Origin of the sequence: Maribacter forsetii DSM 18668 (assembly GCF_000744105.1) — a bacterium.
Taxonomy (GTDB): Bacteria; Bacteroidota; Bacteroidia; order Flavobacteriales; family Flavobacteriaceae; genus Maribacter; species Maribacter forsetii.
In genome coordinates this window covers 1,344,363-1,370,461 of the sequence record NZ_JQLH01000001.1, presented here as the reverse complement: position 1 = coordinate 1,370,461, position 26,099 = coordinate 1,344,363, and the positions used below count along the sequence as shown (strand labels likewise).

The following is a 26,099-nucleotide window of genomic DNA, read 5'->3' as shown; positions in this document are numbered from 1 at the left end:
ATAAAATATTTTTATAATAGACCTCTTCCCATTTTGTTAAGCTTTCCTTCTGACTTGTATTCTTTAGTAAGTTTATCGAGAATTCCGTTTATAAAAATGCTACTTTTAGGAGTAGAATATTCCTTGGCAATTTCTAAATACTCATTTATAGTTACCCTTTCTGGAATAGAAGGGAAATGTAATAGCTCACAAATAGCCATTTTTAATAAAATACTATCAATACCTGCAATACGATCTTTATCCCAATTTGGTGTTTTACCTTCAATCTCTTTTTCTAATGCATCGTTCTTTAATAAGGTTCTTGTCAACAATTGCATAGCATATGTCATATCCTCATCATCTTTTAACAAGCTTGGCAAAAAGTAAGATTCTGGGTGCGTTAATTTTGCTTTCTTAAAATGCTTTAAAACAAATGTGTTCACAATAGGTATATCGTCAACCCAAGTTAATTTATCATCTTCAAAGTAGTCGTAGATTTTTTCGTTCGGTGCTATTATGTTCTTGAACAAGGTCATCACCAATTCTTTATCAGCAGCATAGTCACTTTCAGGTGTAGACATGTATTCTTGGTAGGCATCGCTCTCTAAAATCTCTTTGTAGATCAACTTTACATACTCCTCGTTCAAATACCAATTATCTAACTTTCTATGAGTAAGCTCTTCTTCTAAGGTCTTATTCTCAACAATTTGCAATAGCAATCTGTTTTGAATAAACTTTTTAGGATTAGGAAATGCTGTCTTTTTATCGCTAATGTATTTATTGGCGGAAAGGGAAATTTGGTCTGCTGCTCTTTTTTGTAACTCAACAAAAAGGCTTAACCACAAAAGGTATAGCGTATAGGTATTCTCTATGCTTACCTTTAAAAACTTCTCTTGTTTCTGTAATGAATCGTCCTTGGACTGAATTAGAGCGTAAATACTCTGCATTACCTTTACCCTAATGTGCCTTCTTGTAAGCATTTGAAAGAACTTATTTAATTATTAGTAAATAACCTAGGGGCAAGCCCTGGGAGCATTAAATCTCGATTATCGAGTTAATAAAGCCGCAAAGGTAAGTATCTATTTAAAGGGTCACAATAGCAATCGTATTTATCTTAGCTTATTTATAACATATCGTTTTAGGTCAAAAAACTATCTTTGCCCACATAAATTTACACTATTAGCTTTTCTACTACTTATGAAAGAACTTAAGCATCTAAATAAATACTTTAAAAAATACTGGCTTAAGCTTTTTTTCGGGATCATAATAACCATAGTTGCAAGGTTATTTCAATTGATTATGCCCTCTTACGTTAATAATTCTATTACTGTAGTTGAACAGTATATAAATGCGGAAATAGAAAAATCAACAGCGCAAGAATTGTTGATGGAGTATATACTTATTATAGTAGGTGCAGCAATATTATCTGGTTTCTTTACTTTTTTAATGCGCCAATTAATAATCAATATTTCAAGATATATAGAATACGATCTTAAAAATGAAATATTTGATCATTATCAAAAACTTAGTCTCAACTTCTACAAGAAAAATAGAACAGGAGATTTAATGAATAGAATAAGTGAAGATGTAAATGAAGTACGCATGTATGCCGGTCCGGCAATTATGTACGGTATACAGACACTGACTTTATTTGCCTGTTTAATACCTTTAATGTTCATAAAGGCACCTACATTGGCTGCCTATACACTATTGCCATTACCTTTTTTATCTGTATTAATATATCAAATAAGTAAGGTCATACATAAGAGAAGTACCATTGTACAACAATACTTATCTACACTTTCTACATTTACGCAAGAAATATTTTCAGGAGTTTCGGTCATTAAAGCCTATGCTTTAGAACCACAGACCAATGATGATTTAGTAAAACTTGCCAATGAAGGGAAAGAGAAAAGTGTAAGCTTAGCAAAGGTAAATGCCTGGTTTTTTCCATTAATGATACTACTAATAGGTATCAGTAATATATTGGTTATTTATATTGGCGGAAAACAATATTTAGCCGGTGAAATTGAAGTTGGTTTAATTGCCGAGTTTATTTTATATGTAAATATGCTGACTTGGCCAGTTGCTATCGTAGGGTGGCTCACTTCTATAGTACAAAGAGCTGCTGCCAGCCAACAACGTATTAATGAGTTTTTAAATGAGGAGTCAGAAATTAAGAACACACCCACTCACCAGCATGATGTAAAAGGTAAGATTGAATTTAAAGATGTTGATTTTACGTACCAAGACACCAACATCAATGCCTTAAAGCATTTATCGTTTACTATAAACGAAGGTGAGACAACTGCGATTATTGGTAAAACTGGATCAGGTAAATCAACTATATTAGATTTAGTATCACGATTATACGATACTACATCTGGCGAAATATTAATAGATGACGAACCAATAAAACATATAGATTTAACCAGTTTAAGAGAGTCTATTGGTGCCGTACCACAAGATGCCTTTCTATTTTCCGACAGCATAAAGAACAATATTAAATTTGGAAAAGAAGGGGCCACAGACCAAGAAATCATAGATATTGCCAAAGATGCCGTTGTTCATGAAAACATCATGGGTTTCTCTAAAAAATACGATACCGTTTTAGGTGAAAGAGGTATTACATTAAGTGGCGGACAAAAGCAACGTGTCTCTATTGCAAGAGCGTTAATCAAGAAACCACAAATTTATTTATTTGATGACTGTCTTTCTGCAGTGGATACAGAAACGGAGGAAGAAATATTGAATAATCTTAAAAAAGCCTCTCAGAATAAAACTACATTAATTGTAAGTCACAGAGTTTCTTCAGCAAAAAATGCCGATAAAATTCTTGTTTTAGATGACGGAAGACTAATTCAGCAAGGTACGCATGATGAGTTAAATACGCGAGAAGGTTACTATAAAGACCTCTATCACAAACAGCTTTCAGAGAAAGAAAGTTAAAAAATTGTTGTAGGATAGTGTTTTTTTTTCCATTTTTGATAGCATAACGACACTAAACATTAGAAATGAGCGAAAGAGATTTATCAGATCAGGAAGAAATTCACTCCAAAGTTTTACGCGCAGGTAGAAGAACGTACTTTTTCGATGTAAGAAGTACAAAAGCTGGGGACTATTATTTAACGATTACAGAAAGTAAGAAATTTACACATGACGATGGTTCTTTCCATTATAAGAAGCATAAAATTTATTTATACAAAGAAGACTTTGATGCCTTCAAAGAAAATGTTGAAGAAATGATGGATTTCATCATTAATGAAAAAGGATCCGAAGTAATTTCTGAAAGACACCAAAAAGATTTTAAGAAAGAAGAAGTTGCGACTGAAGCTGAATTACCTGTAGAGAATACAACTACAAGTACGTCTAGCTTTACAGATGTTAGTTTTGAAGATATTTAATCTCAATACTTTCTTTTTACAAATTAACGGTCCTTTTTTAAGGGCCGTTTTTATTTTGTAGATAGTTTACTACCGCAAACCATATTTTACCAACATAACATTTACCAATGTCAATATACTCAGTATTATACATGCTAAGTATGCAGATAAACTAAATGATAGAATAGCAAAAAGCAAAGTCATGTAAATAGGATAAGTTATAATTGCACAGGCAAATCTAAAGGTACCCATAAACTCATCTTCAGGTACTTTTGGTTTCAACCATGTCCTCCAAATAAGAACAAACGGAAAATTTAACACAGTAAATAAAAACTTAAATAAACTTCGCTCTTCTTGTCTAGGTATTGTGTCATTAGATAATCGCTGCTCTTCATGAGTGTATGATTCAATTTTTTTATTCGTTGACATAGGATTTAGAAAGTCTGCGTTCTCGGCGTTTAATCGATCTAAAATCATCTCATACTCTCCATCATTTGGTATATGAACGGTTAATTTCTTCAGTCGCTCAGAAACTTCCCGCTTCATATCAAAACTTGTTTTATTCAGGTCTTTTGAATCATAAAAACTCTTAGCTGAAATTGGGGCTCCATAATGTATTGCAACCTCATCAGGAAAATGAGCGGCATGCTTGTAATTTAAACCTACAGGTATTAGTTGAACATCTACATCTGGGTATAATTCAAAAGTGCGTATCAAAATTCTTGTAAAGCCCTTGCTTAAAGTTCTAACCGTTCGCTTTAGGTTATGATTTGCCTCTGGGAATAAAAGTAGAGCTTCTCCCCTATTTAAGATTTCTGCACATGAATTAAATATAGCATCGTTATTAGAAAGTGTATCTCTACCATCGCGCATTCTATATATAGGTAGCATTTGAAAATAAGAGAACATACGTTTTAAAAAATTGCCCTTAAAAACATCTGATCGCGTTAAAAAATAAGGTTTTCTATTACAATCTGTTGCAATTAATAAAACATCTATAAGTGCGCTTTGATGATTTGGTAAAAACATTACAGGCTTATCTTTAGGAATATTCTCTAGCCCAGAAATGACGATTTTCTTATGATAACCGTACAGTCCGGTTCTTACAACAATTTTAACCAAAGAATACAATAATCCGCTCACGCTATAGTCTCTTTAGTAACTGGTTTTCTATTCCAGAAAGCAGCTAAAATTAATCCCGAAACTATATGCCAAATTCCCCAAAATGCGGCAAGAAGCGCCATGCCTCCTAATCCTTCAAAAAAGGTGAAAATCAAAAGTAAGCCTAAACCAGAATTCTGTATTCCAGTTTCAATAGTTATGGACCTAAGACTACCTACCGGTAATTTAAATAATCGACCAAGACTATAACCCGTAGAAAATGCAATAAGGTTATGAATTAATACGATCCAAAAAACATAAAGTACATAATCCATAAAAATAATTCGGTTATTAAATAGCGCTATAAATACCAAGCAAATAAAAAACACCAATGATACTATTTTTAGTTTCTTTGCTATTTTCAATGCCAATTTTGGTTTCTTATAATTTACGTACATACCTAAAATCAAAGGCAGCCCTAGTAATAAAAAAACCAGTTTGATCATCTCTAAAGGTGCTATTGAAATATCTTGAATTAAACCCGCACTAGGCTCATAGCGCATGGACCAGAAATGAAAATTTAAGGGTGTCATTACAACCGCTAACATAGTAGCAATAGCGGTAAGACTTACGGACAATGCCGTATTGGCTTTAGATAAGTATGATATAAAATTAGAAATGTTACCACCAGGACAGGCCGCAACCATAAACATACCAAGTGCTATGCTTGGTAAAGGCTCAATTATGAGCACCAATAAAAAAGTTAAAGCCGGCAGTAAAACAAACTGACTAGTTAAACCCAATAACAACGATTTAGGCTTTTGCCACAAAGGTTTAAAATCTGAAACTGAAATCTCTAAAGCTACGCCAAACATTACCAAACTTAAAACAAGGTTCATCATCCAAAGTGAACCCGAATCAAAATTAATATGAATGGTATCTAAAATATTATCAGTCAAATATCTAGGAGATTTTTAATCCGTTTGGCACTTTCATTTGCGGTTGAAGAAGCACCACGGAACTATTTTCTACTGCTCCCAATATAAGACATTCACTCATAAAATTGGCAATTTGCTTTTTAGGAAAATTAACAACAGCTGTTACTTGAAGTCCTACAAGGTCTTCTTTCTTGTATTTTTCCGTTATTTGAGCAGATGTTTTTTTAACCCCTATTTCATCACCAAAATCTATATGTAATTTATATGAGGGATTTCTAGCCTCCGGAAAATCCAGAACATCTATAATTGTACCCACTCTCATATCGATCTTACTGAAATCTTGCCTGGTTATTGTATCTTTCATTAGCTCAATTTAAGCTTTTCTATCATATCTTTAGGTACATTGCCCGCATACATTCCGTACGCATCTACCAAAAGCCCCTTTTCACCAGTATTAGTTTCAATAACATATAAGATAGTATTGTCATCTGGGTTGCTCATACCCTCAAAACGATAAAATTTTACGACCTCCAATTCTGTTGCAGTATGTATGCTTTTCTTGCTTTTATTTTCTACACCAGCATCACACAAGTTAAAATCTTCCGTGTAACCCTCATCTTGTAATGCCTTAATTGCGTTGGATAAAGAAATATATGAATTTTCCATTTTTGAAATTTTTAAAAGTTTATGAATACTATAAAGGAAAGACAAGCTTAATATAATCCTTAACTTAGTACCATAAAATATTAGTTGATATGGCAAGAACGGAAAGCAAAATGTTGGCATTGGGTACAGTAGCACCAGAATTTAGTCTGTTAGATACTGTAAGTAAAAAAACCATGAATTTGCACGCTTTAAACGGTCATAAGGGAACAATGATCATGTTTGTCTGCAACCATTGCCCCTTTGTAATTCATGTGAATCCAGAAATCACTAAAATGGCTATTGAATATCAGAAAAAAGGAATTCACTTTATAGCTATTTCGAGCAATGATGTTGAAAACTACCCAGAAGATGGTCCACATTATATGAGGATAAAGGCTAAAGCTGAAAATTATACTTTCCCATACCTATATGACGAAGACCAATCTATTGCAAAAAAATACAATGCCGCCTGCACACCGGATTTTTTCCTTTTTGACGGAGAGCTAAAATTAGTTTACCGCGGTCAGCTAGATGATTCTAGACCAGGAAATGGTTTACCGTTAACCGGCAAAGACCTAAGAAATGCCATTGAAAATCTTTTAAAAGGTGAAGCAATAGACCCAAATCAAAAGCCTAGCATAGGTTGTAATATTAAATGGAAATCTAATAATCAATAAAATTCTCACCACAAATTATGGAGAATAATATTCAGTTTGAACAACTGAAACCAGAACTTTACAACACCTATATTGACATAGGCACGAAAGCCTATAATCAACATTACACACATTTATGGCCCAATGGCAATACCAAAACATATATAGAAAATAGCTTTACGAAAGAGGTTTTACTACAGGAAGAAAAAGATCAGGATACCATTTTATATGTAATTAAATTAGAATCCGCATATGTAGGTTTGTTAAAAATCACCTTGCACAAAAAACTACAAGAGTTTAGCAAAGCTGATGCTTTGTACCTTGACAAAATCTATATACTCAACGAATATTCAGGAAAAGGCATAGGTGCTAAAAGCATGCAGTTCGTTGAAAAAATTGCCAAGAATAACGCTAAAAAAGTAATCTTTTTAGAATCTATGCAAAAAGGAATGGCGCTACCATTTTATCAAAAACATTCTTTTAAAATAGCAGCCATAACCCAAGTGCCATTCAACAATGTTATTGAAGACGAAAAACCTATGTACCTCCTAAAAAAAGTCTTATAAATTTCTTACCAACCTTTACGCTCAGCCAAGGTTTTAATATGTGCAAAATGATGGTTTCCATGCCATGCATATTTACCAATATTTTCTGCTACAGATACATTAACGTTCCCTACAGGGTGAATATAACTTCTCTTTAAATCATCTGGTGATAGTCTTTCACACATATAAACCAATTTAGCATGCAACGCCGTTAAATAGGAAAGTGAAAGAGCTATGGGTGCTGTCTTGGCATCAATAAGTTCACTCCACAATTTTTCTTCGTAGACCTTAATGAGCGGTCTATTCTCTGTCAAAGCCCATTTAAAACGAGTATAACTATGGTGATGACTATCTGCTATATGATGAATTACTTGCCTTACCGTCCAACCACCCTCACGGTAGGGAGTTTCTAATTGAGATTCAGAAAAATCACTGACCAAATCAACTAACCGTTGCGGTAATGTTTCCAACGCATTTATCCATTGCTTTATATGCTCATCAGAAATATTTTCAGGACACTCAAAATGACCAATCGGATATCGTAATTTTTCTAATTCTTCCATAAACTAAAAGTAGAAAATTTTAATAGACTTTTAACCCAAAAACTTTAGACAAAGCTAATTAATCTACTAATTTTATAGGATATAAAATTAAATACATAAAAATATATCAATATGGCAACAATACGTTTGGGTGACAAAGCACCTAATTTCACAGCAGACAGCTCAATGGGGACCATCAACTTTTACGATTATTTAGGTGATAGTTGGGGAATTTTATTTTCTCACCCAGCAGATTTTACTCCGGTATGTACAACAGAATTAGGTACCGCAGCTAAATTCAAAGATGAGTTTGACAAGCGCAATGTAAAAATGATAGCATTAAGCGTGGATGGTGCAGCTTCACATGCTGAATGGATAAAGGATATCAACGAAGTGCAAAATACAGTGGTAAATTTTCCAATTATTGCAGATGAGGATAAAAAAGTCTCTGATTTATATGACATGATTCACCCAAATGCAGATAATAATCTTACAGTGCGTTCTGTATTTATTATTGCACCAGACAAAACCGTGAAACTAACATTGACTTACCCAGCTTCTACCGGAAGAAACTTTTATGAACTATTAAGAGTAGTAGATTCCTTACAACTTACAGCGAATCATAAAGTTGCAACACCAGCAAATTGGGAGCATGGCAAGGATGTAGTAGTGAGTCCGGCTATATCAACCGATGATGCAAAAGGCATTTTTTCAAAAGGAGTTACAGAGGTAAAACCATATTTAAGAATGACTCCAGACCCAACTGCATAGTCTTAAAAACAAGTTCATTCTCAATACATTAGAATAAATTTGTTAACTATAAGATAACGTAGAAGATTTTAAGTTTTTAAACAAAAAAAAACTATCTTCGCTCTTTAATTAATATTTAATTTTTCTATTATGAGTAAAGGAACAGTAAAATTCTTCAATGATTCTAAAGGTTACGGATTTATCACTGAAGATGGTTCAAACGAAGATCATTTTGTACACATTTCTGGCTTAATCGATGAAGTTCGTGAAGGTGATGTTGTAGAATTTGAACTACAACAAGGTAAAAAAGGATTAAACGCCGTTAATGTGAAGGTAATTGACTAGGTAAAGATTTAACTTTTTTATAGTATAAAACCCGAACCAATTGGTTCGGGTTTTTTTTGTGCCTATATTTTTTTTAAAAAAAATGTTCAACCTAAACGCAACCTTTTATATAAATACATATCTATAGATTAAACAAGAACGGTTCCCCGACCTTAACCATGTATTTATGACCACATTTTTGACCGTATTTTTAGTTTTGATGGTAGTTAACGTTATTTTGCTCTTAGGCAGTTTCGTAACTCGTAAAAAGTAAACATCAAAAAAAACACCCATATCAAAATGATACAGGTGTTTATTATTATTTTAAAGCAGTTAGGTTTCTTAACCTACCTTCATTAATTCTACATCAAAGATCAGTGTAGCGTTTGGTGGTATAACTCCACCTGCACCTGCAGATCCATAAGCTAGATCAGAAGGGATTACAAAACGTGCTTTATCACCAACTTGTAGTAAAGAAATACCTTCATCCCAACCTGGAATAACTTGACCAATTCCTAATTGAAAATCTATAGGAGAGTTACGTTTGTAAGATGAATCGAATACTTGACCATTTAAAAGAGAACCTTCGTAGTGTACAGAAACTTTCTCACCTTTAACAGCTTTAGCACCATCACCTTTCTGGATCATTTTATAACGAAGTCCTGATGGCGTAGTATCAAAACCTGCCGCTACTTTATCAAGTTCAGCTTCTTGCTGTGCTTTTTCTGCTGCCAATCTTGCCTCACCTGAAGCATTGAAATCCTCAAAAGCCTTTAATGCATCCCACTTTTGTGCTGCATCACCAACTCTAACAATTTCCATAGATTCAATAACGTCATCTTGCGCTATAGCATCCACAACTTCTTGACCAGCTTCTACATGACCAAAAACAGTATGCTTGTTATCTAACCATGGTGTAGGTACGTGAGTAATAAAAAATTGGCTTCCATTAGTTCCAGGACCGGCATTTGCCATAGAAAGAACACCAGGAGTATCATGCTTTAACTCTGGATGAAATTCATCATCGAATTTATAGCCAGCATCACCTGTTCCGGTACCTTGAGGGCATCCTCCTTGAACCATAAAATCTGGAATAACCCTATGAAATTTTAAACCATTATAATAAGGCTCACCTTTACCCTTAGCACTATTCTCTTTGTCACCCTCTGCAAGAGCTACAAAGTTACCTACAGTACCAGGAGTTTTATCGTGAGTTAATTTTACTAGTATTTCGCCTTTATTTGTATTGAACTTGGCGTAAATTCCGTCTTCCATTTTTATTTTTTTAGTATCTGGCAAAGGTAAAGAAATTTAACGATTTGAACATTTCGTGATTTTCAAAAACACAAATTGATTCCGTTACTATTAAAGCAGAAATAATAGAAATTAAAATCCGTATTTATCTACCAGGTATATTAAACTTGCCATAGATGCAGCCCCTAATTGAAGCTCTCTTTTATTTACATGCTCAAAGGTGTCGTTCTCAGCATGGTGATGATCAAAATAACGTTGAGAATCTGGTCGTAAACCTGCCAATACCAATCCATCGTTTTTTAACGGACCAATATCCGCACCACTAAAACCTTTTTCAAAATAGTGTACTAAGTATGGTTTAAAAAGACTTTTCCATTCCAAAACCTTCTCAAAATCTTTATCAGAACTTTCAAAAGAAAATCCGCGTGGAGAAAATCCGCCAGAATCACTTTCTAATGCAAAAATGTGTTTTTCATTTTTGGTACTAGCTATTTCTGCATACTTCTTTCCACCTCTTAAACCATTTTCTTCATTCATAAAAAGGACTACTCTTACCGTTCGTTTTGGCTTATAACCTGTTTTCTTGAATAGATTTAAGACCTCCATGCTTTGAACACAACCAGCACCATCATCATGAGAACCATCGCCAAGATCCCAAGAATCTAAATGACCGCCAACAACGATAACTTCCTCTGGTTTAGTTGTTCCTCTAATTTCCCCAATAACATTATATGATTCTACATCATTGAATTGTTTACAGTTTTGTTTAAAATAAAATTCAATAGCAGGATTCAATTTTAAAGAAGTACTTAATAATTCTGCTGCATTGGTACTAATTGCCGCTGCAGGAATTCTTTCTGATACCGCTTGCTCTCCATAGTTCATTGATCCCGTATGCGGATAATCATCTAAACGAAGATTCATTGAACGAACAATTACGCCTACAGCACCAAATTCAGATGCCTCTAAAGCACCTGCATAACGCTGATCTACACAATTAGAATAAGCAGTAAACGTGTTAATTTGGGTAGCATCCATAGGCTTATTGAAAAACACTATTTTTCCCTGAATTTTATCTTTGCCAAGCGCTGCTAGCTGTTCTATACCTTGAACCTCTATAATATTCGCTTTTACACCTGTTGCCGGAGTAGCTACTGAACCACCAATTGCACAAATAGGTACATTAGTAGTTGTACCTGGCGATGTTTCAAAGTAAGCAAATTCTGGTGTACCCCTTACCCATTTAGGAACCATTACCGGTTGCAACCAAACTTTGTCTAGACCTAAAGAATCTAATTGCACCTTTGTATAATTTACAGCTTGTTGGGCTTGAATAGATCCAGATAACCGCCCACCTATTTGATTAGATAAATAATTTAACCAATCATAACCATCGCCTTCGGTAAGAGCGGTATCATAAAGCTTCTTTATTTGTTCTTGATCCGTTTGTTGAGACCAACCCACATATGTGAGTGCAATAACAAATAATAAAGCAAGTTTACTGTTCAGTCTGTAATTGTTCTTCATAGCTGTCTAAATTAGCCATTATTTTTTCGCTTAACATAGGCTCCTTAATATCTTTGTATTTTTTTAACGATTCTAATAGTATGGATGCCACTATTATACGTGTTGCCTTTTTATTATCTGCAGGTACCGCAAACCATGGTGCATGACCATGTGTTGTTTTAGAAATAGCTTCTTCATAACATTTCTGATATGTATCCCACAACTTACGTTCTTTTAAATCACCTGGAGAAAACTTCCAATGCTTCTCTTTAAGAGCTAATCGCCTTAATAATCGTTGGCGTTGTTCTTCTTTAGATAGATTTAAAAAGAATTTAAAAATTAAGGTTCCGTTTTCAGCTAGGTGTCGTTCAAAGTCATTTATTTGCTCAAATCTTTTATCCCAAAATTTTTGATCTATATCATCTACCGTGTGTATACCCGGTATATGTTCGTTTAAAATGTATTCTGGGTGTACCCTAGTTACCAGAACATTTTCATAATGGGTTCTATTAAATACGCCAAATTTGCCTTTTGCCGGCAATACCAAATAATGTCGCCATAGATAATTATGACTTAATTCTAGTTCGGTAGGGACTTTAAAGCTATGTACTTCCACACCACTGACATTGAAATCTTTAAATACCTCACGAATCAAACTATCTTTACCAGCGGTGTCCATACCTTGGAGGCAAACTAGAATACTATATTTTCCATGTGCATAAATAGTATCTTGAAATTCGCCAAGATCTCTTCTTATTTTTGACAATTCTTTTTTAAGCTCCTTCTCAGACTTCCCAAAATCTTCAAAAGTCTCATAATCAGCTATTTTAAAATTTTTATTGGTTCTATAATTGTCTATTTTTATTTTATCCATTCTGAAATATAAAATTTAATATTAATTATTACTAATTCAACACCAAAACATAAGTAATACAATTCTCACAAATTCCGTTTATCGTGATTGAAGTGTATTGTATCGAAAATAATATTTTCAACAAGGTAAAGCATCTAAATTTATCCGTGTAAGACCCCAAATCTTGCACTAAAACCACCTACTTATGAAGAAAAATATCTTTTTTTTCTGTGCAATCGCACTACTGTCCCTATCCTCATTTGGTATGAATGTTGAGTGTGAATATGCCAATTCTAATATGGGTTATGCTAAATCTCAAATAAACGCAGCATTACTTACCCAAGATATAAATCAAGCTCGTTTTTACGCTTACAAAGCACTTAGCGCATTAGAGAAATCTAAAAACCAGTTAAATATTTGTGGGTGTAAATTAGCAAAAGAAAGCATGTTGGAAAACATGGAGGTACTATCACTTGCCACCAAATCAACCACATTAGAGGGTACTATAAGTTACTTAAATAAATCTTTTGAATTAACTAACAATACCATATTAGTATTAGAATCTCACGATTCACATGAAAGTGCTTATGATAACGATTCACTTTCTATAAATACCAGTTCTTCTACAACCCACACTACTGCAAAAAAAACGATCAAGAAAAAAGACCTTTTTAAAACTATTGATGCTTCTTTAGAGAAATATCGCATTTCGTTAGATAAGGTAGTTCAAAGTGTTAACTGCAAAGACGCTACTGCTTTTGCAATTAGAATTTTTGATGAATGTGAAGCTCAATTATTAAAACCGGATATCTCTGAAGGCAGCAAATATTACAATCTGCGCACTAAAGAGATTACCCAAGAAGCTTTAAACAAAATTGGTAATTGTTCTTCCAAAAAGTAACTATTAAGACTACTTACTGGCAAACAATTTTACATCATCCTCTGATACCTCTTGGCCACCAAGGATAATCAACCTTTCAACAACGTTTCTTAATTCACGAATATTCCCTGTCCAATCATAAGCTTTTAATAACTTAATAGCTTTTTCTGAAAAAGTCTTACCGGCCATACCCTGCTCTGCAGCAATCTTTTTAGAAAAATGCTCAATTAGTAATGGGATATCATCTCTTCTATCATTTAAGCTGGGTACCTGTATAAGAATAACGGCAAGTCTGTGGTATAAATCTTCTCTAAAGTTACCTTCTTCAATCTCTTTCTTTAAATCTTTATTCGTAGCTGCAAGTACACGAACATCCACTTTTATATCTTTATCTGTACCAACTCTAGATATTTTACTTTCTTGCAACGCTCTCAATACCTTTGCTTGTGCAGAAAGGCTCATGTCCCCTATTTCATCTAAAAATATAGTACCCTTATTAGCAGCTTCAAACTTTCCTGCTCTATCTTTAACTGCAGATGTAAAAGCACCTTTTACGTGACCGAACAATTCACTTTCTATTAATTCAGAAGGTATTGCAGCACAGTTTACTTCAATAAAAGATCCTGAACTTCTTGCACTCTTTTCATGTAGCCAATGTGCTACAAGTTCTTTACCGGTACCATTAGACCCGGTTATTAAAACACGGGCATCTGTAGGTGCCACTTTCTCGATCATATCTTTGATAGTACCTATTTCGCTACTCTCACCGATCATTTCATAATTCTTACTTACCTTTTTCTTCAAGTTCTTGTTCTCTACAACCAAAACTTTTCTATCCAGTGCATTTCTAACGGTAGTAAGCAATCTATTTAAATCTGGTGGCTTAGAGATATAATCAAAAGCACCTAAACGCATTGTATTTACGGCAGTATCTAAATCTCCGTGACCGGAAATCATGATAAAAGGAATTTCAGGTTTAATCTTTCTGGCAGCTTCTAGTACTTCTACGCCATCCATTTTTGGCATTTTTATATCGCAGAGTACTAAGTCATAGTCATTGTTCTTTATAGTCTCAATACCTTTTAATCCGTCTTCGGCTTCTTCTACGGAGTAGGCATCATTTTCTTCGGATAAAATTTTAACCAATACCCTTCTAATTGCTGCTTCATCTTCTATTACTAATATCTTTGACATAACTGCTTTTTAAATTCCTATTCTTATTCCTGTTCTAAAATATAGACCCGATGCGTCGTTTAAGGTAAATATATCATCTCTTTCTTCATTTCGTAAAGCACTATTTTGATAAATAGAACGACCACCTATAAAGTAAACGGACATATCCTTAGTTATTTTATATTGATACCCTAATGTCAATAATAATGCCGTAGAAGAAACATCAGTAGATAAATTATTACCGGGCAATAAAATATCATTCTGGATATTCACATAATATCCATCCAAAAATATTTCAGTCTGAAAGAAATGTCCTTTTTTGGTAAAATACTTCATACCAGATTTTGGTGCTCCTAAAGTATAGGCCCAGTTTGGGTGAAATCGCTTCTCAAAATATACAAAGGGCAACGGTACATCTATTGGAGAAGTACCATTATAAGAAATACCCAAAACCAACATATAGGGCTTATCCACATCTTTAACATTTTTATATGCGCCCAAGGTATAGTTCATATTAAAATCCTCATTTTCCAGTTCCTGAACAAAATTAGTAGACCATCTAGGGGTAACTACACCAATTAGCCGCCAGGTTTCAGATAACTTATACATATAAGCCAAATTCACATCTAGCACATGAAATTTGCTTAAGTCTCCAGAATTAGGAAACAAATCGTCAGGAACCTCAAAATTGTATCTGTTATACTCTGCCCCAAGAACTAAAAAATCCTTTTTATCACGAACCGCAATGGGCACGTTCAACACCAATTTAATACGTGATGTTTCAACATCACCACTATTTTCTGGCATCAGCATATATTCTAATCTAAATACATCTGGCGTCTGTGCTATAACTTTGGTAAAAGTAAAAAGCAGTAAACCTAAGAACAGAAAAACAAGGTTATGCTTTTTCATTATCCTCTGCATTTGAAACATTGTTGTTCTGAAGTGGACTTTGTTGAAACAAATGCACATCTCTTTGAGGAAAAGGAATGGAGATGTTATACTTTCTAAATTCAGCATCTATTTTATACCGTACTTCACTTTTTACACGTGGGTCTGTAAAACTATCGGTAATGTAAAAATTAACGGCAAATATGAGGGCAGAATCACCAAAGTCCTCAAAGATTACAAATGGTTTGGGACTTTTTAAAATAGTTCTTTGCGACTTCACTATATCTAATAATATTTGAGTCACAAGTTCTATATCACTACCATACGCCACACCTATGCGAACCAATTCCCTAGTAGTTTTATGATTTTGTGTATAGTTATAAACGATGTCACTGATAAATTTATGATTTGGTATTATAATTACCTTATCATCTCTGGTAATTGCCCTTGTAGTTCTTAGTTTAATCTCAAATACTTTACCCACTTTATTATCTATTTCAATAATATCACCAACTCTTAATGATTTATCTACTATAATAAATATACCACCAATGATATCTTGAAAAATCTCTTGTAAAGCCAAACCAAGTCCAACAAAAAGTGCCGCAGATGCCGTTATTAAAATGGTAATATTAATACCGGCCGCACTCATGGTAAATAGGATGACTATCACATACACCAAATACTTGATGAACTTAAATATGCTGATAAACTTAAGCTTATCATCCACCTCCATTTTTCTTGTAAAAAATCTTCGAATAGCCTGTAAAATCGTACTGGTAAGTAAAAATGCTACAGTTAATAACAATAGTAGACCTATGGTTATATGAATAGATTTTTCACCTTCCCCAAAATGATAACCTAGGTCTAGAAATTTCTTTATAGTCCCCCAAATATCATCCTCAATTATATCTTTTATTTTTTCTGTACTTTCTTGAATCATGACGAATATTTAAGCCACTTATATAATTCTTTATAGCTAGGTTTTTTACCGTACATTAAAATACCTACTCTGTAAATTTTTGCAGCTACCCAAACAATACCAATAAAAGTACCTATTAATATTAGAATTGACGTAACCAATTGCCAAACAGGTACTCCACCATCACCAATACCCCAAGGTAAACGCATCAACATTACAATTGGTGATGTTAAAGGAAAAAGGGAAAAAGCAACGGCTATTGGTCCATTAGGATTACTAAATACAGAAAAGAACCCTACGTAAATAGCCAACATTAACGGTAGTATTACCGGAAATATAAATTGTTGCGTATCCGTTTCATTATCCACCGCCGCACCAATTGCAGCATAGATAGAACTATAAATCAAATAACCCAGCATAAAATAAACAATGAAAAAGAAAAGCATTGCAAAAATGGGTAACTCAAATATTTCTTGGGTATATAATTGAATGTTTTGGGTAAGGGCATCTACATCAACATTAGTAGTATTTGCCATTCCAGGTGCTACACCACCGCCTTTGGTGAGACTTGCCGGGTCAATATCAAAAATAGCCAAACCAATGAACAACAGAATGGCTCCAGAAATAATCCAAATTCCAAATTGTGTAATACCCGCAAGAGATGTCCCAATAATTTTGCCCATCATTAAATGAAAAGGTTTTACAGAAGAAATAATAACTTCAATAATACGGCTGGTTTTTTCTTCAATAACACTTCGCATTACAAAGCCTCCGTAAATAATGATGAACATCATTATTAAATAGCCAAATGCGCCACCAATAATCGCTTTGATTTCATTGATTCCTTTAACGTTCTGTAGTCCATCAAAAGTTTCAATATTTATGTTATAACTACGGTCCATCTCTGCATACTCCTTGGGTGACACCCCAAGTTCTCGTAATCGCTCTTGACGCAGTCTACTCGTAATAGAATTTTCTAACTTATCTAGAACCGTAGCACTTGGAGCATCTTTGCTATAGAAAAAAGCACGCTGCGCAACCTGTTCTAAATTAGTTTCATTTGGCAGGTATATAAGACCATAAAAACCTAAACCCATAGTAGAGTCTTTTGCCTGTTCTAGCGTTATATCTTTAAAATTGATATATGAAGTAGCCTCCGAGGTTACAAATTCATTGGCAAAATAACTACTCTCGTTCAATACACCGATCACCTTTTTCTCAGTGTCATTTAATTGGGTTAAATATGCTATTAACAATATCATACCAACCATTAAAATAGGACTCAAAAAGGTCATTACCACGAAAGACTTATTACGCACTTTTGCAATGTATTCTCTTTTTATAATTAGAGGTAACTTATTCATTGTCGATATTTTTATTTTGAATGGTCTTGATAAAAATATCATTTGCAGACGGTATGGTCTCGATAAATCCGTTTACGTTTGCCCTAGAGCCAAGAAAGGACAAAATTTCACCCGATTGATTAGAGGGTAGTTGCACCCTAAGGTTCAACTGGTTTTCAATACTATCATAATCTTGGGTAATAATCTGAAACTTATCTTTCATTTCAAGTAGCAGCGCTTCTTGATTGCTGGTTTCTAAACCAATTTCAAAAATATTATTCTTGTAAGCTTTTTTAATATCGGATAATTTACCATCCAATATTTTTTCAGATTTATGAATCAATGCTATATACTCGCACAGTTCCTCAACGGACTCCATTCTATGTGTCGAAAAAATTATGGAAGTACCATTTTCCTTTAGACTTAAAATCTGTTCTTTGATAATGTTAGCGTTTATAGGATCAAAACCACTAAAAGGTTCATCAAAAATCAACAGTTTTGGTTCGTGAAGCACGGTAACCACAAATTGTATTTTCTGTGCCATACCTTTAGAAAGCTCTTGTATTTTCTTGTTCCACCAATCGCCAATCTCCAATCTTTCAAACCAATACTTCAATCTCTTCTTTGCTTCAGCTTTGGACAAACCTTTTAGCTGTGCTAGGTAAAGTGCCTGTTCGCCAACTTTCATGCTTTTATACAGACCGCGCTCTTCTGGTAAATAACCAATTTGTGCAATATGCTCAGACTTCAGTAACTCACCATCAAAATAGACAGCACCTTTATCTGGAAAAGTGATTTGATTTATAATACGTATCAAGGTGGTTTTACCGGCCCCGTTAGGCCCTAGTAACCCGTAAATACTATTCTTGGGAATTTCAAGGGAAACGTTCTTCAATGCCGTATGGCTTCCAAACTGTTTGGTGACATCACTAGCAACCAAAATGTGACTCATGTACTCAATTTCTACAAAGATATTGAAATGTTTGGACTAGCTACACTCTTTATGAATCCTTTATAAAACAACACATTAAAAGAACTATTTGATTAATCAAATATGTTATAAAAAGCAAAACCCACCCTTAATAAATCAAGGATGGGAAAAAAATTGCTATGAAAAAGAAAATTAATATTGGTTGCCCAATATTATCTCAAATATACGTTTTTTATTTAAAAACTAATTAAATAGAATTTAAGAGAACATATCTTTAACTTTTTCAAAAAATGACTTATCAGATTTCTCCGGTCTAGGCTCAAAATTATCATTGCCCTGCATTTTCTCAAAGAACTCTCGTTGTTCTTTATTCAATTCTTTAGGTGTCCAAACATTTACGTGTACCAATATATCACCAGCACCATAACCATTTAAACTTGTAATACCCTTACCTCTAAGTCTTAATATTTTACCAGATTGAATACCAGCTTCTAGCTTAATACGAACTTTACCACCTACGGCATCTATTTCTTTTGACGTACCTAAAACAGCTTCAGAAATACTTACATAAAGATCGTAGTGTAAGTTATCACCTTCTCTTTTTAAGGTACTATGTTCTTGAGTTTCTATGGCAACCAATAAATCTCCTGGAACTCCGTTTCCTGGAGCATCATTACCTTTATTAGGCACTTTCAACTGCATACCTTCCTCTACACCTGCCGGTATATTTATAGAAACGGTCTCTTCTGCAACTTTAAGTCCTTGTGCATCCGCATCACCAGGTTTACCATCTAAAATTTGACCACTACCACCACAAGTACTACAAACAGCTGCTGTTTGCATCCTACCAAGTATAGTGTTCTGAATTTTTGTCACCTGCCCTCTACCATTACAAGTAGAACATGTTTTATAGGTAACCCCTTCTGCCTGAACTTTTCGTTTTACCTTAACTTTTTTCTCTACACCATTTGCAATCTCTTCTAAGGTCAATGAAACCCTAATACGAAGATTGCTTCCTTTAACCCTACGTTGACCACCGCCACCGCCGAAGCCGCCAAAACCGCCACCGCCGAAGCCGCCGCCGAAAATATCACCAAACTGGCTGAAGATATCATCCATATTCATACCGCCGCCAAAACCGCCGCCACCGCCGCCTTCAAAGGCAGAATGACCAAACTGATCATAACGAGCTTTCTTATCTGCATCGCTAAGAATCTCATAAGCTTCAGCAGATTTTTTAAACTTCTCTTCGGCAGAACTATCTCCCGGATTTTTATCTGGGTGATATTGCAATGCCTTTTTACGGTATGCTTTCTTTATTTCTGCAGCAGTTGCATTCTTACTGATGCCTAATACTTCATAATAATCTTCCTTCATTCCAATCTTTTAATTTCCTACTACTACTTTTGGATGCCTAATGATACGGTCGCCCAACTTAAATCCTTTTTCGATGACATCGATAATTTTACCTTTCATCTTTTTATCAGGAGCCGGTATTTGAGTAATTGCTTCATGTATTTCTGCATCGAATACATCACCTGCATTTGCCTCAACCATTTCTAAACCTTTACCTTTTAGTGTTTCTCTAAGCTTAACGTTAATTAGCTCTACACCTTTAAAAGCTTCTTTGTCATCTGACTTCGCCAATTCTTTCATTGCTCTGTCAAAATCATCCAATACAGGCAATAATGAAACTATCACTTCTTGTCCTGCAGTTTTGAACAACTCCATACGTTCTTTAGAAGTACGTCTTTTATAATTCTCAAATTCTGCAAACAATCTCAAAAACTTATCTTTCTCTTTCGCCAGTTCCTCATTAAGTGTCTCTTCTACAGACTTTTCTTCCCCTTCCTCTTCACTCTCCAGCTTTTGTTCTTGCTCTTCGCCATCTAATAGCGCATCATCCAAGAATTCTTCATCCAAAGTGTTTTCTTTATCACTCATAACTTATTGTAATTTAATTCGCTGATTAAAAGCAGGCAAAAGTACTGCCAATTCTTTAAAAATGTCAAAATGTCACAAAAGATTAAAAAAAAATCCGCCTAAAAGCGGATTTAATTATATCTGACAAATGAAAAAGTTTCTATGACACAAATTGTTTCACTGTATTATTTTTAGCATCTACACACGCAGCATTTGTATCATAAATAGTACTAAGTGCTTGACAAATATTGGCATATTGAAATATAAAACCTTCTTCTTCTATTTTTTTACTGCTTACACGCTGACTGGCAAATAAGATATATGCCATTTGACCAAGTACGGTATACATTACAAATTTTGGAACATTAGGTAGAAACAAAGGTTGATCTAAAGCCTTGGCAATCTCTTTTACCAACTTCATATTAGTTACAGGATTTGGCGCAACACCATTATATGTCCCTTTTAATTTATACTTGGTTATATGTAAAAATATACCAGCTAAATCTGATATATGAATCCATGATTGCCACTGTTCACCAGAACCAAAAGCAGCGCCTACATAATACTTAACTGGTTTTGCCATTTCTGGTAACGCACCACCATCTTTTGACATAACCAACCCGATACGCACTTTAGCAACTGATAATCCTATTGTTTTAAACTCATTGATTTTCTTTTCCCAAACACTAACTACTTCTCCCAAAAAGCTATCATCAACTTTTTCTTCATTCTCGGTATAGTAATTACTTAAGGAATCTGGATAAATACCTATCGCCGAAGCAGAAACCAGAGAAGTTACCGTATGGCTTTCATTTTCTTGCAGCGTTTTCTTTAGAAGCTCCAAAGTATTAACCCTACTATTGATTATCTCTTTTTTATAGCTACTTGTCCATCTTTTAGATATACTTGAACCAGCTAAATTGATAATGACCGAAACACCATCTAGGCATTTTGCATCTATTTCTCCATTAGTAGGGTTCCAAAAATAACCTTGATAGTTATCTGTTGAAACAATTTTATTTTTTCGTGTAGTAAGGTAGTTAACGGTATAACCTATATCATGGCATTGAGATACTAACTCGCTACCTACTAAACCTGTCGCACCTGTTATCAATACTTTCATGGACTAAAGGTATTATTTTTGATACATCTAGATACACTATTTAATTTCGATTTAACATTGTTGCCATAGCTATTGATGTACAACGTGTTAAAGATTTATTAATACCCCAAAAATTATTGTTTTTTTGCTCGCAACATTTCTCTTTTGCCTGGAGGACCGGGCAATCTTTCAACAAGAAAACCGACCTCTAACATAGCACGTCTAACACTACCCTTTGCAGCATAAGTAACTAATGTACCACCACTTTTCATAGCGTTAAACATAATTTGAAAAATTTCTACCGTCCATAATTCCGGTTGCACACGGGCACCAAAAGCATCGAAAAAGACGAGATCATAAGTATTAATATCTTCTATTTCCTTAAAAAGCTTTTGTTGCTTAGTTAGTTTGAAGTTCGAAGTAATTTCTATCTCTTGCCCCCATGAAGAAGCGTGCATTAAATCAAAATCATCTTTTCTTGAAATAGCATTTAATTCCTCTAAGTAATTTAGCTGAACAAGTTCTTCTGCCGATACAGGGTAAGCCTCTACACCAGTATATTTAATTTGAAGATTTCGCTTTTGACATTCAATTAAGGTTATAAAAGCATTTAAACCGGTACCAAAACCTATTTCAAGAATGTTCAACTCTTGATCTTTAAATAAATCCAATCCAGATTTTATGAACACGTGGTAAGCTTCTTGTATAGCACCATGCTTAGAATGGTACTGCTCTTGCCAGTCCATAATTTGAATGGTCTTAGAACCATCTCCCGTAGTAATAATTTCTCTTTTCAATTAATTAGGAACTATTACTCCCGTTGCCTCAAAACTATACGTTCTTTTAGGAGCTGTTATTTTTGCAATTTCTTCTGAAGTTTTACCACCATCCTTTGCATAATGTCTTTGATCATCAACACTCATTTCTTCTACAAATGCCAATCCGTTCAAAACAACTTCTTTTTCAAGAATATCTGCCGGCATAAAAAATCCGTAATCTTTAAATCTTACCATTGCTTGCTCACCTTCTGGCAATTCAACAATCATCCAACATCCTTTTACCTTACAAACTTCTTTTACTTTAGTCTTGAATTGAATATTCAAAGAATCTGCTACTGGTAACGAAGCAAATTGTGCCATTACTTCATTTTTGTCACTCAATGATGTGATTTTAAACTCTTCGCCGTAAAACTCTGATGCATTTTTTTCAGCATCTTTCTGGGCAAGGCATGTAAAAAACCCAAACAAAAAGACAAGTAATATGTTAAATCCTTTCATAAATCCTAAAAATGTTGATATACCTGCAAAACTCATCAATTTAAAACTAAAAAAGAAGTGCTAGTAGGGATATTTGTTTAATTTTAATCAACTAAAGTTACGTATTTCATGAGTATTGCAACGAAAGATATCATAGTAGAAAAGGTAAAAACTTCAAAAATTGACCAAGTAGATTTTGACAATCTTGCTTTTGGCTCAGTATTCACAGACCATATGTTAGTCTGTACTTATAAGAATGGTGCGTGGGAAACTCCTAAAATAACACCATACCAACCTATTACGTTAGACCCTTCTTCAAAGATTTTTCATTACGGACAATCTATTTTTGAAGGTATGAAAGCTTATAAAGATAAAAATGATGATGTCTACCTATTTAGACCATTAGAAAACCATAAACGTTTTAACATTTCTGCCAAAAGAATGTGTATTCCAGAAATTCCAGAAGATTTTTTTATGGAAGGCTTGACCACACTTCTAAATCTAGACAAAGATTTCATACCAACTAAAGATGGTAGTTCTTTATATATAAGACCGTTTATGTTTGCTTCTGGTAACGGATTTCATGCATCGCCTGCAAACGAATATACCTTCATAATCGCTTGCGCACCATCTGGATCTTATTTCTCCGGTAAGGTAAAAGTACTTATAGAAGAAAAATATTCTAGATCGGCAAATGGTGGCGTAGGTTATGCTAAAGCTGGCGGTAACTATGCAGGTCAATTCTACCCAACGCAACTTGCTGTTGAAAAAGGATATAACCAAGTAATCTGGACAGATGACACCAACCATGAATTTATTGAAGAAGCTGGTGCCATGAATATATTCATTAGAATAAATGACACCTTATTAACAGGACCTACCAGTGATCGTATACTTGATGGTATTACCAGAAAAAGTATTTTAGACATTGCTAAAGATCAAGGTATTAAGACCGAGGTTAGAAAGATAACGGTAAAAGAAGTTGTTGAAGCCGCAAAAGACGGGTCATTAAAAGAAATGTTCGGTGCAGGTACTGCAGCGGTTATTTCACCCATTGCAGGTTTTGGTTACAGAGATACCGATTATGATTTACCAGAGTTGGAAAATAGTTTTGGTCAACAATTAAAGAAAATCATAACAGACATACAATACAACAAATCTGAAGATATATTCGGATGGCGCTATAAAGTAAAATCATAACAATAAAAAAAGGGGCGAATCGCCCCTTTTTTTATTTATCTAAAATAGCACCAATATTGGGCTTAGAATAATTAGGTCCCTTAAGCACTTTTCCATCTTCACGGTAAATAGGTTTGCCATCTTCACCTAGCTTACTCATATTACTTCTTTGTATCTCATTGAATACTTCTTCAATCTTATACTGCATACCGTGTTCTAATATAGTACCACATAATATGTATAGCATATCACCCAATGCATCAGCAACTTCAACGAGGTCGTTATTCTGAGCTGCTTCTAAATATTCATTATTTTCCTCGTCCATTAAATTAAAACGCAAGGTGTTCTTTGCTTCTCCTAAATCCGCAATCATATCTTCTGAAACACCCAGACCAAAAGAATTATGAAATTCTTCTACTGCTTTGATTTTATTTTTCATCTTTATTATACTGTTTTCAGTTAGCTTTGCGTAAAAATATAAAATATGTTTAGCACCGGACAAATCATTTTTGCAATCGCTTTTGCAGTGGTTTTCGCCATCATAATTATTATTTCCTACAGAAAAGACCTTGAATTACACAAAAAAAACTTCAAAGGCGTAAAATGGATTGGTGTTTTCTTTACACTATTCATAATTCTACTGCTATTCATAAAGCTTTTCCTAAAAGAATAGTTAATTTTTTTCCTACACCACAAAAATTAACGTTTTCACAACAAAACGATGATAATCGACGTTATATATACCAAATACCGTAATTTTGCGTTATTCATCTATAAAGGTGTAATAAATTATGATGACATTTCTTACAATTTTTTTAGTATTAGTAGGTATTAACATTGCGTTGGTAGCAGTTAGTTTGATCAGTGTTTCTCAAAAAGCGAAAACAACAGCTCAAAAATCAGCTAAACAACCAACATCTGTAATCTATCCTTTAGATTTACTTACTACAAGCTACAAGAAAGCAGTTTAGTTTTTACCTTTATAAGGTATGAAACAATTTTTACTGGTTTTTTTAGGCGGAGGTTTTGGTAGTATTTTAAGATACTATGTATCTAAGAACCTAAATACCTACTATTCAAATTTCTATTTAGGTACCTTTTTGGTCAATATTATTGGCTGTCTACTTATAGGTATACTAATAGGACTCTCTCTCAAAAACAATTACATTTCAGAAAACCAGACATTATTATTGGCTACCGGTTTCTGTGGTGGCTTCACTACCTTTTCAACCTTTGCACTAGAAAGTAACATCTTATTTAAAGAATCCTCACTACTTCAAACATCCCTATATATGGGCTTAAGTGTAGCTATTGGTATACTTGCTATATCATTTGGGCTATGGATTTGCAAAATGTTATAGAAATAACATTCATTGCTCACTATTTTATTTTTATACATTTTTTTAAGTATTTGCCGTTTTATTAAACAATCGTTAGATAATTAGTCAATTTTCTGACGATTATTTTATGATAAGTCCCAAATCACTATTCCTCACTCTCGTTATCTTTAATATAAACATCCAATAATAACAATACCCTAAATTTTTAGGGGTATAAATTATCATACTGACAAAAATCAGCAGTGATCCCCTAATATTTTTAGGGTGTGAATGTTTTTAACATATATTTGGCAATATCAAAAACTTATTCAAATGAAAAAAATCGAGGCAATTATTAGAAAATCAAAATTTGACGATGTCAAAGAGGCATTGCATCAAATAGAGGTGAACTTCTTCAGTTACTGGGATGTAACCGGGGTAGGAAATGAAAAACAAGGGCATGTTTATCGTGGAATTTCTTACAGCACTACAGATATTCAACGTAGGTATTTATCTATAGTTGTTTCAGATGACTTTTTAGAAAAAACAGTAGATACAATTTTAGAATCGGCATATTCAGGTAATGTTGGTGACGGAAAAGTATTTGTATCAGAAGTATTAGAAGCCTATAGAATTAGAACCAAAGAAAAAGGTTTGGCAGGAATTAACTAACCCTTATAAGAACCACTCAAAAAATTACAATT

Annotated in this window: 31 protein-coding genes; 11 read left to right on the top strand and 20 right to left on the bottom strand. The window is 34.0% G+C overall.

Features of this window, described 5'->3' with window-relative positions; translation table 11 throughout:
• Positions 1–11 precede the first annotated feature (11 nt).
• Positions 12–959, bottom strand: a complete 948-nt coding sequence (gene nusB, locus P177_RS05810; protein WP_036152836.1) for a transcription antitermination factor NusB — start codon at positions 957–959, stop codon at positions 12–14.
• Positions 960–1,176: 217 nt separating this feature from the next.
• On the opposite strand from nusB, the gene P177_RS05805 reads away from it, so the two are divergent.
• Together P177_RS05805 and P177_RS05800 are read left to right on the top strand one after the other, a co-directional pair.
• Positions 1,177–2,928 (top strand): ABC transporter ATP-binding protein, encoded by a 1,752-nt coding sequence (locus tag P177_RS05805; protein WP_036152834.1) that lies wholly within the window; start codon positions 1,177–1,179, stop codon positions 2,926–2,928.
• A gap of 65 nt (positions 2,929–2,993) precedes the next feature.
• On the top strand, positions 2,994–3,383 hold the full coding sequence (locus P177_RS05800) for a PUR family DNA/RNA-binding protein (protein WP_036152830.1): 390 nt from the start codon (positions 2,994–2,996) through the stop codon (positions 3,381–3,383).
• 69 nt (positions 3,384–3,452) lie between these two features.
• On the opposite strand, the gene P177_RS05795 is transcribed toward P177_RS05800, so the two are convergent.
• From P177_RS05795 to P177_RS05780, 4 genes are read right to left on the bottom strand one after another with little or no spacing between them, the layout of a single operon-like run.
• A complete protein-coding gene (locus P177_RS05795) occupies positions 3,453–4,505 on the bottom strand; it encodes a lysophospholipid acyltransferase family protein (RefSeq protein WP_051941732.1) in 1,053 nt (350 codons plus the stop codon).
• The gene (locus P177_RS05790; protein ID WP_036152828.1) at positions 4,502–5,422 is read right to left on the bottom strand and encodes a bile acid:sodium symporter family protein; all 921 of its coding nucleotides are present in this window, start codon (positions 5,420–5,422) and stop codon (positions 4,502–4,504) included. The genes P177_RS05795 and P177_RS05790 overlap by 4 nt, the downstream gene beginning before the upstream one ends.
• A 4-nt stretch (positions 5,423–5,426) precedes the next feature.
• Positions 5,427–5,765 carry a tRNA-binding protein gene (locus P177_RS05785; protein ID WP_036152826.1) on the bottom strand — a complete coding sequence of 113 codons (339 nt, stop codon included), beginning with the start codon at positions 5,763–5,765 and terminating at the stop codon, positions 5,427–5,429.
• Positions 5,765–6,067 (bottom strand): hypothetical protein, encoded by a 303-nt coding sequence (locus P177_RS05780; protein WP_036152824.1) that lies wholly within the window; start codon positions 6,065–6,067, stop codon positions 5,765–5,767. The genes P177_RS05785 and P177_RS05780 overlap by 1 nt, the downstream gene beginning before the upstream one ends.
• Before the next feature lie 89 nt (positions 6,068–6,156).
• On the opposite strand from P177_RS05780, the gene P177_RS05775 reads away from it, so the two are divergent.
• Positions 6,157–6,723 carry a thioredoxin family protein gene (locus tag P177_RS05775; RefSeq protein WP_036152822.1) on the top strand — a complete coding sequence of 189 codons (567 nt, stop codon included), beginning with the start codon at positions 6,157–6,159 and terminating at the stop codon, positions 6,721–6,723.
• 17 nt (positions 6,724–6,740) lie between these two features.
• The gene (locus P177_RS05770) at positions 6,741–7,268 is read left to right on the top strand and encodes a GNAT family N-acetyltransferase (RefSeq protein ID WP_036152820.1); all 528 of its coding nucleotides are present in this window, start codon (positions 6,741–6,743) and stop codon (positions 7,266–7,268) included.
• Between the two features lie 5 nt (positions 7,269–7,273).
• On the opposite strand, the gene P177_RS05765 is transcribed toward P177_RS05770, so the two are convergent.
• Positions 7,274–7,810, bottom strand: a complete 537-nt coding sequence (locus tag P177_RS05765) for a YfiT family bacillithiol transferase (RefSeq protein WP_036152817.1) — start codon at positions 7,808–7,810, stop codon at positions 7,274–7,276.
• A gap of 111 nt (positions 7,811–7,921) precedes the next feature.
• Here P177_RS05765 and P177_RS05760 point away from each other — a divergent pair, with 111 nt between their 5' ends.
• Together P177_RS05760 and P177_RS05755 are read left to right on the top strand one after the other, a co-directional pair.
• The gene (locus tag P177_RS05760) at positions 7,922–8,560 is read left to right on the top strand and encodes a peroxiredoxin (protein WP_036152814.1); all 639 of its coding nucleotides are present in this window, start codon (positions 7,922–7,924) and stop codon (positions 8,558–8,560) included.
• A gap of 129 nt (positions 8,561–8,689) precedes the next feature.
• Entirely contained in the window at positions 8,690–8,884 is a 195-nt protein-coding gene (locus P177_RS05755) for a cold-shock protein (protein WP_027064347.1), read from the top strand.
• A 321-nt stretch (positions 8,885–9,205) separates the two neighbouring features.
• Here the strand turns inward: P177_RS05755 and P177_RS05750 are convergent, their stop codons facing one another.
• From P177_RS05750 to P177_RS05740, 3 genes are all read right to left on the bottom strand, one after another.
• Positions 9,206–10,138: a peptidylprolyl isomerase gene (locus P177_RS05750; protein ID WP_036152812.1), complete on the bottom strand. Its 933-nt coding sequence runs from the start codon at positions 10,136–10,138 to the stop codon at positions 9,206–9,208.
• 111 nt (positions 10,139–10,249) lie between these two features.
• A complete protein-coding gene (locus P177_RS05745; protein WP_051941731.1) occupies positions 10,250–11,644 on the bottom strand; it encodes a M20/M25/M40 family metallo-hydrolase in 1,395 nt (464 codons plus the stop codon).
• Positions 11,616–12,497, bottom strand: coding sequence for a PPK2 family polyphosphate kinase (locus P177_RS05740; protein ID WP_036152810.1), 882 nt, complete (start codon positions 12,495–12,497; stop codon positions 11,616–11,618). Before P177_RS05740 ends, P177_RS05745 begins: the two co-directional genes overlap by 29 nt.
• A gap of 184 nt (positions 12,498–12,681) precedes the next feature.
• On the opposite strand from P177_RS05740, the gene P177_RS05735 reads away from it, so the two are divergent.
• Positions 12,682–13,377: a hypothetical protein gene (locus tag P177_RS05735; protein ID WP_036152807.1), complete on the top strand. Its 696-nt coding sequence runs from the start codon at positions 12,682–12,684 to the stop codon at positions 13,375–13,377.
• A gap of 9 nt (positions 13,378–13,386) precedes the next feature.
• On the opposite strand, the gene P177_RS05730 is transcribed toward P177_RS05735, so the two are convergent.
• The 10 genes from P177_RS05730 to P177_RS05685 all read right to left on the bottom strand — a co-directional run bounded on the left by P177_RS05730 (position 13,387) and on the right by P177_RS05685 (position 22,954).
• The gene (locus tag P177_RS05730) at positions 13,387–14,550 is read right to left on the bottom strand and encodes a sigma-54-dependent transcriptional regulator (protein WP_036152805.1); all 1,164 of its coding nucleotides are present in this window, start codon (positions 14,548–14,550) and stop codon (positions 13,387–13,389) included.
• Between the two features lie 9 nt (positions 14,551–14,559).
• Positions 14,560–15,441 (bottom strand): DUF6268 family outer membrane beta-barrel protein, encoded by an 882-nt coding sequence (locus P177_RS05725; RefSeq protein WP_036152802.1) that lies wholly within the window; start codon positions 15,439–15,441, stop codon positions 14,560–14,562.
• Complete coding sequence (locus P177_RS05720) at positions 15,428–16,363, bottom strand: mechanosensitive ion channel family protein (protein ID WP_036152800.1); 936 nt, start codon at positions 16,361–16,363, stop codon at positions 15,428–15,430. The genes P177_RS05725 and P177_RS05720 overlap by 14 nt, the downstream gene beginning before the upstream one ends.
• Positions 16,360–17,706, bottom strand: a complete 1,347-nt coding sequence (locus tag P177_RS05715) for an ABC transporter permease (protein ID WP_036152798.1) — start codon at positions 17,704–17,706, stop codon at positions 16,360–16,362. The genes P177_RS05720 and P177_RS05715 overlap by 4 nt, the downstream gene beginning before the upstream one ends.
• Positions 17,699–18,637, bottom strand: a complete 939-nt coding sequence (locus P177_RS05710) for an ABC transporter ATP-binding protein (RefSeq protein WP_036152796.1) — start codon at positions 18,635–18,637, stop codon at positions 17,699–17,701. The genes P177_RS05715 and P177_RS05710 overlap by 8 nt, the downstream gene beginning before the upstream one ends.
• Positions 18,638–18,874: 237 nt before the next feature.
• Positions 18,875–19,993, bottom strand: a complete 1,119-nt coding sequence (gene dnaJ / locus P177_RS05705) for a molecular chaperone DnaJ (protein WP_036152794.1) — start codon at positions 19,991–19,993, stop codon at positions 18,875–18,877.
• A gap of 9 nt (positions 19,994–20,002) precedes the next feature.
• On the bottom strand, positions 20,003–20,560 hold the full coding sequence (locus P177_RS05700) for a nucleotide exchange factor GrpE (RefSeq protein WP_036152791.1): 558 nt from the start codon (positions 20,558–20,560) through the stop codon (positions 20,003–20,005).
• 139 nt (positions 20,561–20,699) lie between these two features.
• Complete coding sequence (locus P177_RS05695; RefSeq protein WP_051941730.1) at positions 20,700–21,662, bottom strand: TIGR01777 family oxidoreductase; 963 nt, start codon at positions 21,660–21,662, stop codon at positions 20,700–20,702.
• Positions 21,663–21,775: 113 nt separating this feature from the next.
• The gene (mnmD, locus tag P177_RS05690; RefSeq protein WP_036152789.1) at positions 21,776–22,438 is read right to left on the bottom strand and encodes a tRNA (5-methylaminomethyl-2-thiouridine)(34)-methyltransferase MnmD; all 663 of its coding nucleotides are present in this window, start codon (positions 22,436–22,438) and stop codon (positions 21,776–21,778) included.
• A complete protein-coding gene (locus P177_RS05685) occupies positions 22,439–22,954 on the bottom strand; it encodes a DUF4920 domain-containing protein (RefSeq protein WP_051941729.1) in 516 nt (171 codons plus the stop codon).
• A 72-nt stretch (positions 22,955–23,026) separates the two neighbouring features.
• On the opposite strand from P177_RS05685, the gene P177_RS05680 reads away from it, so the two are divergent.
• The gene (locus tag P177_RS05680; protein ID WP_036152786.1) at positions 23,027–24,097 is read left to right on the top strand and encodes a branched-chain amino acid aminotransferase; all 1,071 of its coding nucleotides are present in this window, start codon (positions 23,027–23,029) and stop codon (positions 24,095–24,097) included.
• A gap of 31 nt (positions 24,098–24,128) precedes the next feature.
• Here the strand turns inward: P177_RS05680 and P177_RS05675 are convergent, their stop codons facing one another.
• The gene (locus tag P177_RS05675; RefSeq protein ID WP_036152784.1) at positions 24,129–24,515 is read right to left on the bottom strand and encodes a pyrophosphohydrolase domain-containing protein; all 387 of its coding nucleotides are present in this window, start codon (positions 24,513–24,515) and stop codon (positions 24,129–24,131) included.
• Positions 24,516–24,867: 352 nt separating this feature from the next.
• Between P177_RS05675 and P177_RS20010 the strand changes: the two genes are divergently transcribed.
• The 3 genes from P177_RS20010 to P177_RS05660 all read left to right on the top strand — a co-directional run bounded on the left by P177_RS20010 (position 24,868) and on the right by P177_RS05660 (position 26,067).
• On the top strand, positions 24,868–25,047 hold the full coding sequence (locus P177_RS20010; RefSeq protein WP_157486474.1) for a hypothetical protein: 180 nt from the start codon (positions 24,868–24,870) through the stop codon (positions 25,045–25,047).
• 18 nt (positions 25,048–25,065) lie between these two features.
• Positions 25,066–25,437: a fluoride efflux transporter CrcB gene (gene crcB / locus P177_RS05665; RefSeq protein ID WP_036152779.1), complete on the top strand. Its 372-nt coding sequence runs from the start codon at positions 25,066–25,068 to the stop codon at positions 25,435–25,437.
• A 291-nt stretch (positions 25,438–25,728) separates the two neighbouring features.
• A complete protein-coding gene (locus P177_RS05660) occupies positions 25,729–26,067 on the top strand; it encodes a P-II family nitrogen regulator (RefSeq protein ID WP_036157884.1) in 339 nt (112 codons plus the stop codon).
• The last annotated feature ends 32 nt before the right edge of the window (positions 26,068–26,099 follow it).

What these genes read in the sequence shown, in the direction of transcription:
- nusB (WP_036152836.1), bottom strand. Translation starts at nt 959, where the DNA reads ATGCTTACAAGAAGGCACATTAGGGTAAAGGTAATGCAGAGTATTTAC.
- P177_RS05805 (WP_036152834.1), top strand. Translation starts at nt 1,177, where the DNA reads ATGAAAGAACTTAAGCATCTAAATAAATACTTTAAAAAATACTGGCTT.
- P177_RS05800 (WP_036152830.1), top strand. Translation starts at nt 2,994, where the DNA reads ATGAGCGAAAGAGATTTATCAGATCAGGAAGAAATTCACTCCAAAGTT.
- P177_RS05785 (WP_036152826.1), bottom strand. Translation starts at nt 5,765, where the DNA reads ATGAAAGATACAATAACCAGGCAAGATTTCAGTAAGATCGATATGAGA.
- P177_RS05780 (WP_036152824.1), bottom strand. Translation starts at nt 6,067, where the DNA reads ATGGAAAATTCATATATTTCTTTATCCAACGCAATTAAGGCATTACAA.
- P177_RS05775 (WP_036152822.1), top strand. Translation starts at nt 6,157, where the DNA reads ATGGCAAGAACGGAAAGCAAAATGTTGGCATTGGGTACAGTAGCACCA.
- P177_RS05770 (WP_036152820.1), top strand. Translation starts at nt 6,741, where the DNA reads ATGGAGAATAATATTCAGTTTGAACAACTGAAACCAGAACTTTACAAC.
- P177_RS05765 (WP_036152817.1), bottom strand. Translation starts at nt 7,810, where the DNA reads ATGGAAGAATTAGAAAAATTACGATATCCGATTGGTCATTTTGAGTGT.
- P177_RS05760 (WP_036152814.1), top strand. Translation starts at nt 7,922, where the DNA reads ATGGCAACAATACGTTTGGGTGACAAAGCACCTAATTTCACAGCAGAC.
- P177_RS05755 (WP_027064347.1), top strand. Translation starts at nt 8,690, where the DNA reads ATGAGTAAAGGAACAGTAAAATTCTTCAATGATTCTAAAGGTTACGGA.
- P177_RS05750 (WP_036152812.1), bottom strand. Translation starts at nt 10,138, where the DNA reads ATGGAAGACGGAATTTACGCCAAGTTCAATACAAATAAAGGCGAAATA.
- P177_RS05745 (WP_051941731.1), bottom strand. Translation starts at nt 11,644, where the DNA reads ATGAAGAACAATTACAGACTGAACAGTAAACTTGCTTTATTATTTGTT.
- P177_RS05740 (WP_036152810.1), bottom strand. Translation starts at nt 12,497, where the DNA reads ATGGATAAAATAAAAATAGACAATTATAGAACCAATAAAAATTTTAAA.
- P177_RS05735 (WP_036152807.1), top strand. Translation starts at nt 12,682, where the DNA reads ATGAAGAAAAATATCTTTTTTTTCTGTGCAATCGCACTACTGTCCCTA.
- P177_RS05730 (WP_036152805.1), bottom strand. Translation starts at nt 14,550, where the DNA reads ATGTCAAAGATATTAGTAATAGAAGATGAAGCAGCAATTAGAAGGGTA.
- P177_RS05725 (WP_036152802.1), bottom strand. Translation starts at nt 15,441, where the DNA reads ATGAAAAAGCATAACCTTGTTTTTCTGTTCTTAGGTTTACTGCTTTTT.
- P177_RS05720 (WP_036152800.1), bottom strand. Translation starts at nt 16,363, where the DNA reads ATGATTCAAGAAAGTACAGAAAAAATAAAAGATATAATTGAGGATGAT.
- P177_RS05715 (WP_036152798.1), bottom strand. Translation starts at nt 17,706, where the DNA reads ATGAATAAGTTACCTCTAATTATAAAAAGAGAATACATTGCAAAAGTG.
- P177_RS05710 (WP_036152796.1), bottom strand. Translation starts at nt 18,637, where the DNA reads ATGAGTCACATTTTGGTTGCTAGTGATGTCACCAAACAGTTTGGAAGC.
- dnaJ (WP_036152794.1), bottom strand. Translation starts at nt 19,993, where the DNA reads ATGAAGGAAGATTATTATGAAGTATTAGGCATCAGTAAGAATGCAACT.
- P177_RS05700 (WP_036152791.1), bottom strand. Translation starts at nt 20,560, where the DNA reads ATGAGTGATAAAGAAAACACTTTGGATGAAGAATTCTTGGATGATGCG.
- P177_RS05695 (WP_051941730.1), bottom strand. Translation starts at nt 21,662, where the DNA reads ATGAAAGTATTGATAACAGGTGCGACAGGTTTAGTAGGTAGCGAGTTA.
- P177_RS05685 (WP_051941729.1), bottom strand. Translation starts at nt 22,954, where the DNA reads ATGAGTTTTGCAGGTATATCAACATTTTTAGGATTTATGAAAGGATTT.
- P177_RS05680 (WP_036152786.1), top strand. Translation starts at nt 23,027, where the DNA reads ATGAGTATTGCAACGAAAGATATCATAGTAGAAAAGGTAAAAACTTCA.
- P177_RS05675 (WP_036152784.1), bottom strand. Translation starts at nt 24,515, where the DNA reads ATGAAAAATAAAATCAAAGCAGTAGAAGAATTTCATAATTCTTTTGGT.
- P177_RS20010 (WP_157486474.1), top strand. Translation starts at nt 24,868, where the DNA reads ATGATGACATTTCTTACAATTTTTTTAGTATTAGTAGGTATTAACATT.
- crcB (WP_036152779.1), top strand. Translation starts at nt 25,066, where the DNA reads ATGAAACAATTTTTACTGGTTTTTTTAGGCGGAGGTTTTGGTAGTATT.
- P177_RS05660 (WP_036157884.1), top strand. Translation starts at nt 25,729, where the DNA reads ATGAAAAAAATCGAGGCAATTATTAGAAAATCAAAATTTGACGATGTC.